The 6,694-nt window shown below is 48.0% G+C and carries 8 protein-coding genes; 7 read left to right on the forward strand and 1 reads right to left on the reverse strand.

Annotation, left to right across the window (positions count from 1 at the left end; translation table 11 throughout):
* Positions 1-88: 88 nt before the first annotated feature.
* Entirely contained in the window at positions 89-649 is a 561-nt protein-coding gene (locus KW93_RS07800; RefSeq protein WP_033542434.1) for a thioredoxin family protein, read from the forward strand.
* Between the two features lie 82 nt (positions 650-731).
* Positions 732-1,643, forward strand: coding sequence for a diacylglycerol kinase (locus tag KW93_RS07805; RefSeq protein WP_033542435.1), 912 nt, complete (start codon positions 732-734; stop codon positions 1,641-1,643).
* A 57-nt stretch (positions 1,644-1,700) separates the two neighbouring features.
* Here KW93_RS07805 and KW93_RS07810 read toward each other — a convergent pair whose 3' ends face one another.
* On the reverse strand, positions 1,701-2,129 hold the full coding sequence (locus tag KW93_RS07810) for an NUDIX hydrolase (protein ID WP_033542436.1): 429 nt from the start codon (positions 2,127-2,129) through the stop codon (positions 1,701-1,703).
* Positions 2,130-2,336: 207 nt separating this feature from the next.
* Between KW93_RS07810 and KW93_RS07815 the strand changes: the two genes are divergently transcribed.
* From KW93_RS07815 to KW93_RS17105, 5 genes are all read left to right on the forward strand, one after another.
* Complete coding sequence (locus tag KW93_RS07815; RefSeq protein WP_033542437.1) at positions 2,337-3,686, forward strand: cytochrome ubiquinol oxidase subunit I; 1,350 nt, start codon at positions 2,337-2,339, stop codon at positions 3,684-3,686.
* Positions 3,683-4,711, forward strand: coding sequence for a cytochrome d ubiquinol oxidase subunit II (locus KW93_RS07820; protein ID WP_033542438.1), 1,029 nt, complete (start codon positions 3,683-3,685; stop codon positions 4,709-4,711). Before KW93_RS07815 ends, KW93_RS07820 begins: the two co-directional genes overlap by 4 nt.
* A 15-nt stretch (positions 4,712-4,726) precedes the next feature.
* The gene (gene cydS, locus KW93_RS17975; protein ID WP_442956616.1) at positions 4,727-4,837 is read left to right on the forward strand and encodes a cytochrome bd oxidase small subunit CydS; all 111 of its coding nucleotides are present in this window, start codon (positions 4,727-4,729) and stop codon (positions 4,835-4,837) included.
* 110 nt (positions 4,838-4,947) lie between these two features.
* Positions 4,948-6,312 carry a 23S rRNA (uracil(1939)-C(5))-methyltransferase RlmD gene (gene rlmD / locus KW93_RS07825; protein ID WP_033542439.1) on the forward strand — a complete coding sequence of 455 codons (1,365 nt, stop codon included), beginning with the start codon at positions 4,948-4,950 and terminating at the stop codon, positions 6,310-6,312.
* A 130-nt stretch (positions 6,313-6,442) separates the two neighbouring features.
* Positions 6,443-6,601, forward strand: a complete 159-nt coding sequence (locus KW93_RS17105; RefSeq protein WP_081986962.1) for a Fur-regulated basic protein FbpA — start codon at positions 6,443-6,445, stop codon at positions 6,599-6,601.
* Positions 6,602-6,694 lie beyond the last annotated feature (93 nt).

The following is a 6,694-nucleotide window of genomic DNA, read 5'->3' on the forward strand; positions in this document are numbered from 1 at the left end:
AGAGCTTAACGGGTGCCGTCGCTTTTCTTAATCATTTGAAGCTTTCTCCAAAGACAAGTAAACTGAATCTAAAAGGAGACGTGATTGTATGACAGTGGAACAGGAATATTTTGAAAATGCAGTGACACTCGAAAACTATATGGCCCAAATGGAATCGAACCAGGAAAAGTCCTATGCCGTCTATGAAAAATTCGAAATGCCGCAGGATGAAGAATTTATTGCGTTGTTGAAAGAGAAAAAACCGCATATTCTGGTCATCACAGAAGACTGGTGCGGAGACGCAATGATGAACAATGCCATTCTGCGGAAAATCGCGGATGCTGCCGATGTCGAAGTCCGCTGTGTATACCGGGATGAAAACCTTGAATTGATGGACCGTTATTTGACGAACGGCGGCCGTTCCATACCGAAATACATCATTTTGTCGGAAGAAGGCACAGTGCTGGCGGACTGGGGTCCGAGATCTGCAGAAGTCCAGGAATTCGTAGAAGAACTAAAATCAAAATTGCCCGGCAAAGAAGACCCCCAATACGATCTGCATTTTAAAACGGTCATTGGTGAAATTACCGACGGCTTTGTTTACAGAACGGAATTCTGGGACAGCGTTTATCAGGAACTGAAATCAGTTTTGACGAAATCACTCTCTTGAGATTGAAAAACCGCTGGAAGAGGAACCTTTTCCTGATTTAATTGTCTTAATTTCCAGAGTAAGTGAAGAAAGGCTGAAACCTATGAAACGAGCACGAATTATTTATAATCCGACATCCGGCAGGGAGTTATTCCGTAAACATCTGCCTGAAGTACTGGAAAGAATGGAAATCGCAGGATATGAAACGTCCTGCCATGCCACGACATGTGAAGGGGATGCCACAGCCGCTTCCATCACAGCAGTTGAAAGGGAGTTTGACCTGATCGTCGCAGTCGGGGGTGACGGAACGCTGAATGAAGTCGTGGCCGGAGTTTCAGGATTCGAGAAGCGCCCTAAAATAGGGTTGATCCCTATGGGCACAACGAATGACTTCGCCCGTGCTGTACATATCCCGCGCGACATCAATAAAGCGGTCGATATCATCATTCAAGGGGATTCGGTTCCCGTGGATGTGGGAATGATGAATGACCGTTACTTCATCAATATTGCCGGTGGAGGCAGGATTACGGAGCTGACCTACGAAGTGCCGAGCAAGCTGAAAACAGTGCTTGGGCAGATGGCTTATTACCTGAAGGGCATCGAGATGCTGCCGTCCATCCGTTCGTCCAATTTCCGCATTGAATATGACGGGGAAGTTTTTGACGGCAAAGCAATGATGTTCCTGATCGGCCTGACCAATTCCGTCGGCGGCTTTGAAAAACTCGCGCCGGATGCCAGCATCAACGACGGGAAGTTTTCACTGATGATTCTGAAGGAAGTGAACATGGCAGAGTTTATCCGTTTGGCTTCGCTTGCACTGCGCGGCGAACATTTGTCAGATCCGCATGTCATTTATGCAAAAGCCAGCAAAATCACCGTTTCTTCAAAGGAACGGGTCATGCTGAATCTGGATGGTGAATTCGGCGGTGTTTTGCCGGCGGTTTTCCAGAACCTCGAAAAACATATCGAAGTGCTGGTGCCGATCCAGTCGCTCAATGAAAAAGATATAAAATGAAAAAACAAGCCGGGCAGTCTGTTGACTGTCCGGCTTGTTTTCTGTTTCATCTTGCTTTTACAGCAAATCGACCGCTTTGTCCTGCTCCATTGCAAGTTTCGGTAAATCGTCAACCGGCTCCCAGCGGAACAGCAGCGTCAAACCGTTATCACGGCCCTGGCTCTTGATGGTATGTTCCCACTCATCCACTTTTTCTCCCGTATACTCGAAATGGAAGATGTTGCGTTCGTATACTTTATCCCGGTGTTCAGGATAATAATTATATTTGTGGATTTTACCTGCAAAATGCAATACATCCCTCGGAAGCCCTGTTTCTTCCTGAACTTCCCGGTACAGTGCATCGATGAGCATTTCTCCATCGGCAATCGAACCACCGGGTACCTGAATTCCGGCTTCCGGTTCGCCTTTATACTCAAAAACCAGCAATTCACGATTTTCATCAGGACCTCTTGTGATGTAGGCGAATACTTTTCTGCTTGTCTCCATATGAATCACCCTTTGTCTAAGTTCTTAATAGAATACTAAATATTCTAAATAATATCAAGTGATTTACACTCCTGTTGTCACATCTTATTCAAAGATGGGAGAAAAGAGGGCTTTTTTGAATCCGTTGAAAGGGATTCCAAGGGGCTGCATAGGGTACAATAAATGTAGCGCTTACGAAGCAATATATTCCTTGGGAGGGATAAGGAAATGTGGTTTGAAGATGCAGCATTATTAAGCCGTATCCTGACAGCAATGACTCTGTCATTTCATATACTTTATGCAACAATCGGTGTTGGTATCCCGTTAATGATCCTGATTGCCCACTGGGTCGGGATTAAGAAAAATGATGAACATTATATTCTGCTTGCCCGCAGATGGGCGAGAGGATTCGTTATTACCGTGGCGGTCGGTGTTGTAACAGGAACCGCAATCGGCCTTCAATTATCTTTACTGTGGCCTAATTTCATGCAATTGGCGGGTAATGTCATAGCATTGCCGCTGTTTATGGAAGTATTCGCATTCTTCTTCGAAGCTATTTTCCTTGGCATTTATCTGTATACATGGGATCGGTTTGAAGATCAGCGCAAGCATTTATTGCTGTTGATTCCAGTTGCTCTTGGTGCAGCTGCTTCTTCTGTCTTCATCACAATCGTCAACGCATTTATGAATGCCCCGCAAGGTTTTGATATCTTGAACGGAGAGCTGGTCAACGTCAGCCCGCTGCTCGCGATGTTCAGTCCGGCGGTGCCGACGAAAGTGGCACACGTCATGGCGACAGCTTTCATGACCAGTGCATTTGTTTTGGCATCGATTGCGGCACTCCGCATCGTGCAGGGCTCGAAACATATTTACCACAAAAAAGCTTTGCTGCTGACAATGAAACTCGGCTTTGTCTTTTCAATTGCAACAGCATTGATCGGTGACTTTTCAGGTAAATACCTCGCTGAATACCAGCCGGAAAAACTGGCGGCTGCTGAATGGCATTTTGAAACCGAAGGGGAAGCCGATTTGATTCTCTTCGGAGTCCTTGACGGAGATGAACCAAAATACGCAATCCGGATTCCTTTTGCGCTCAGCATATTGGCACATGGTACGCCTGGAGCGGAAGTTACCGGATTGAATGAATTCCCGGAAGATGAGATACCTCCGCTGTGGATCCATTATCTCTTTGATCTGATGGTCACCATCGGCATGTGGCTGGCATTCTTCTCCGCTGTCTATGTCCTGGGCGCATGGCGCAAATGGCCGATCATCCAGAAGAAATGGTTCCGCTGGCTGACAGTGGCGGCTGGGCCTCTGGCATTGATTGCAATCGAAGCCGGCTGGTGGTTCACGGAAGTCGGGCGTCAGCCCTGGATTCTGCGCGGCTATATGAAAACATCCGAAGCGGCCACAACAAGCGGCCAGGTGGATTTGATGATCATTTTATTCGCGGGCTTGTATTTCATCCTGGGAGTGGGCACGATCGTGGTTCTGTCCCGGATGTATAAACGCAACCCCGTGGAGAAAGAGCTTGCTCAAAGAGAAAAGGCTGATAAAGGCGGTGGTACGGAATGACACTTGAAATTATAGGGATTTCAGTGCTGTGGCTGTTCCTGTTCCTTTATGTAATTGTCGCATCGATTGATTTCGGCGCCGGATTTTTCAACGCCTACAGCGCTTTTACGAACAAACAGCATATCCTGACAGGCATCATTCAGCGGTACCTGTCGCCGGTATGGGAAGTGACGAATGTGTTCTTCGTGTTCTTCTTTGTGGGGATAATCGGATTCTTCCCGCAAACCGCTTTCTATTATGGGACGACGCTGCTCGTGCCTGCCAGTATCGCGTTGGTTCTGCTTGCGGTTCGCGGTTCGTATTATGCCTTCGCGACTTACGGTGCGAAAATCAATCACCGCGGCTACATTTATATGTACGGCTTATCCGGCCTGCTGCTGCCGGCGTCTTTATCGCCGGTTCTTGCAATGTCGGAAGGCGGGTTCATTAAAATGGACGGCGCTCAGCCTTATCTGGATTACTGGGCGCTGTTTACAAGTCCGTTGATGTGGAGCATTGTCGTGCTGAGCATTGCGGCAGTCCTTTATATCTCTGCCGTTTTTCTGACCTGGTATGCCAATAAAGCCGGTGATGTAAAAGCGACTGAACTGATGCGCAAATATGCGCTTATCTGGGCAGGACCAGCGATAATTACAGCTACGGGCATCATCTACGAGCTCCGCAGCCATACGCCGGAACATTTCGCCCGCATCATGGATCTCTGGTGGGTATTCGCGATTTCGTTCCTGCTGTTTGTCGGAACCGTTTACCTGATATGGAAAAAGAAAAACTACGGCTGGGCGTTCATCCTGCTCGTCGGCCAATTCTTCACAGCGTTCTTTGCTTACGGGGCTTCCCATTATCCATATCTGCTGTATCCATATTTAACCATCTATGACAGCTTTACAAACGAATCAATGGCCATCGCCCTGATCATCGCCTTCATCGCGGGACTGGGATTATTGCTGCCATCGCTGTATCTGCTGTTCCGCCTGTTCTTGTTCGATAAGGATTATGTCAAAGGCAAATCGGATTATCATGCATAAAAGGGGGCGATTTCCATGCAGGATTTCTTGATATTCTATGCACCGTTTCTGGTGTTGATCGGTTCCATCATATTCGGTTTCTGGTTCTCACTGAAAGATGGACCAATTTCGAAAAAGCAAGACTGACTGACGCGTCCAGGCTTTGCCTGGCGCGTTTTTTCTTTGGCCGGATAAAACCGTTTGGTTGCCGGCGCTTTTCTGTAGTAGAATAAAGAAATTGAAATGGAGTGAACGATTTGAAACCTGTAACGAAAAACGACCGGCTGCTGGTCCATGTGGAAGATTTGACGCATGACGGTGCTGGAGTCGCCAAAATAGAAGGCTACCCTTTATTCATCCACGGCGCCTTGCCGGGAGAAGATGTCCAAGTCCATGTTTTAAAGACCTTGAAATCCTATGGTTTTGCAAAATTGCTGCAAATTGAAAATGCCTCGCCGTTCCGCGTCGAAGCCCCGTGTCCTGTCTTTGATACTTGCGGGGGCTGCCAGATTCAGCATTTGTCCTATGAAGGACAGATGACGTTCAAGCGGAAACTTGTGCGCGATGCCATCACACGCATCGGAAAATTGCCGGATGTGCCGGTGCACCCCGTCAAAGGTATGGAAAATCCGTGGCGCTACCGCAATAAATCCCAGATTCCGTTCGGCATGGAAGACGGCCGGGTTGTCGCTGGATTTTATGCGGCGCGTTCCCACACGATAGCGGATACCGATATCTGCATCATCCAGACGCCGGAAGCCGACAGCATTTTGGCTGGCATCAAACACAAACTGACGGAAATGGGCATTGAACCTTATGAAGAAGAGACGCACCGCGGACAGCTGCGGCATGTCGTCGTGCGAAAAGCACGGGCAACCGGGGAAATCATGGTGGTGCTGGTCACGAAGAAAAAGAAATTCCCGCAGGCGGAAAAAGCAATCGAACTGATCAGGCAACTTGTGCCGGAAACGGTGTCGATCGTCCAGAACATCAACACTGAAAAAACAAATGTCATTTTTGGCAATGAAACGATTACGTTATGGGGCAACGACGTCATCGAAGACCGCATCGGCGATGTCCGGTTTGAAATCTCCGCCCGTTCGTTCTACCAGATCAACCCGGAGCAGACGGAAGTTCTCTACGGCCAGGCTCTCGCATTCGCCGATCTGACTGGCAATGAAACTGTCATTGACGCCTATTGCGGCATCGGCACGATTTCTTTATTCCTGGCGAAACGTGCCAAATTCGTCATGGGAGTCGAAATTGTGGCTCCTGCCATTGAAGACGCCAAGCGCAATGCCGAACTCAATGGCCTCAGCAATACGCTGTTCGAAGCCGGCCCGGCTGAACAGGTAATTCCTCGCTGGTACAAAGAAGGTAAAACGGCCGATGTCCTGGTTGTCGACCCGCCGAGAAAAGGCTGTGACGAGCAATTGCTGCAGACCATTCTTAAGCAGCGCCCGAAACGGGTCGTGTACGTATCCTGCAACCCGGCAACGCTGGCGAGGGATCTTCGCATTCTCGAAGACGGCGGCTACCGTACACAGGAAGTTCAGCCGGTGGACATGTTTCCACAGTCGACACATTGTGAAGCCGTTGCCTGGCTGCAGCTGGCTGAATAAAAAAATTGCGATATAAACCGGATGCGCCATGCGTTCGGTTTTTTCTTTATTTTATTCACTGAAAAAGTTTTACGGAAGGCAGGAAAAGGGTAAAGAAAAGGGAATACTTCATAAGGAGAGAACGGACAGCATGGAACAGATACCAGAGTCGAAATTCGAAGACAAACGCTCGACTGTCATCGAGGAATTGGTGGCCCAAAACGTCTTTAAAATCAATGGCCGTCAATTATATGAGTTGAGCCTATACGAATTAATGAAGGAATATACGCAGAAAAGCCTAAGCTCGTAAGCTGCGGCTTTTTTATTTTGATAAAGAGAAACTTCATTCAATGGGGGGTTCTTCATTCCCCATTGAATGTTAGTTGATCCAATCGGGTTTTTA

The sequence above is a fragment of the Planococcus sp. CAU13 genome, from assembly GCF_000775575.1.
Lineage (GTDB): Bacteria > Bacillota > Bacilli > Bacillales_A > Planococcaceae > Planococcus.

Bases quoted from the DNA above. Each gene is read 5' to 3' on its own strand.
- KW93_RS17105 (WP_081986962.1), top strand. From the start codon at position 6,443: ATGGAACAGATACCAGAGTCGAAATTCGAAGACAAACGCTCGACTGTC.
- KW93_RS07805 (WP_033542435.1), top strand. From the start codon at position 732: ATGAAACGAGCACGAATTATTTATAATCCGACATCCGGCAGGGAGTTA.
- cydS (WP_442956616.1), top strand. From the start codon at position 4,727: ATGCAGGATTTCTTGATATTCTATGCACCGTTTCTGGTGTTGATCGGT.
- KW93_RS07800 (WP_033542434.1), top strand. From the start codon at position 89: ATGACAGTGGAACAGGAATATTTTGAAAATGCAGTGACACTCGAAAAC.
- KW93_RS07810 (WP_033542436.1), bottom strand. From the start codon at position 2,129: ATGGAGACAAGCAGAAAAGTATTCGCCTACATCACAAGAGGTCCTGAT.
- KW93_RS07820 (WP_033542438.1), top strand. From the start codon at position 3,683: ATGACACTTGAAATTATAGGGATTTCAGTGCTGTGGCTGTTCCTGTTC.
- KW93_RS07815 (WP_033542437.1), top strand. From the start codon at position 2,337: ATGTGGTTTGAAGATGCAGCATTATTAAGCCGTATCCTGACAGCAATG.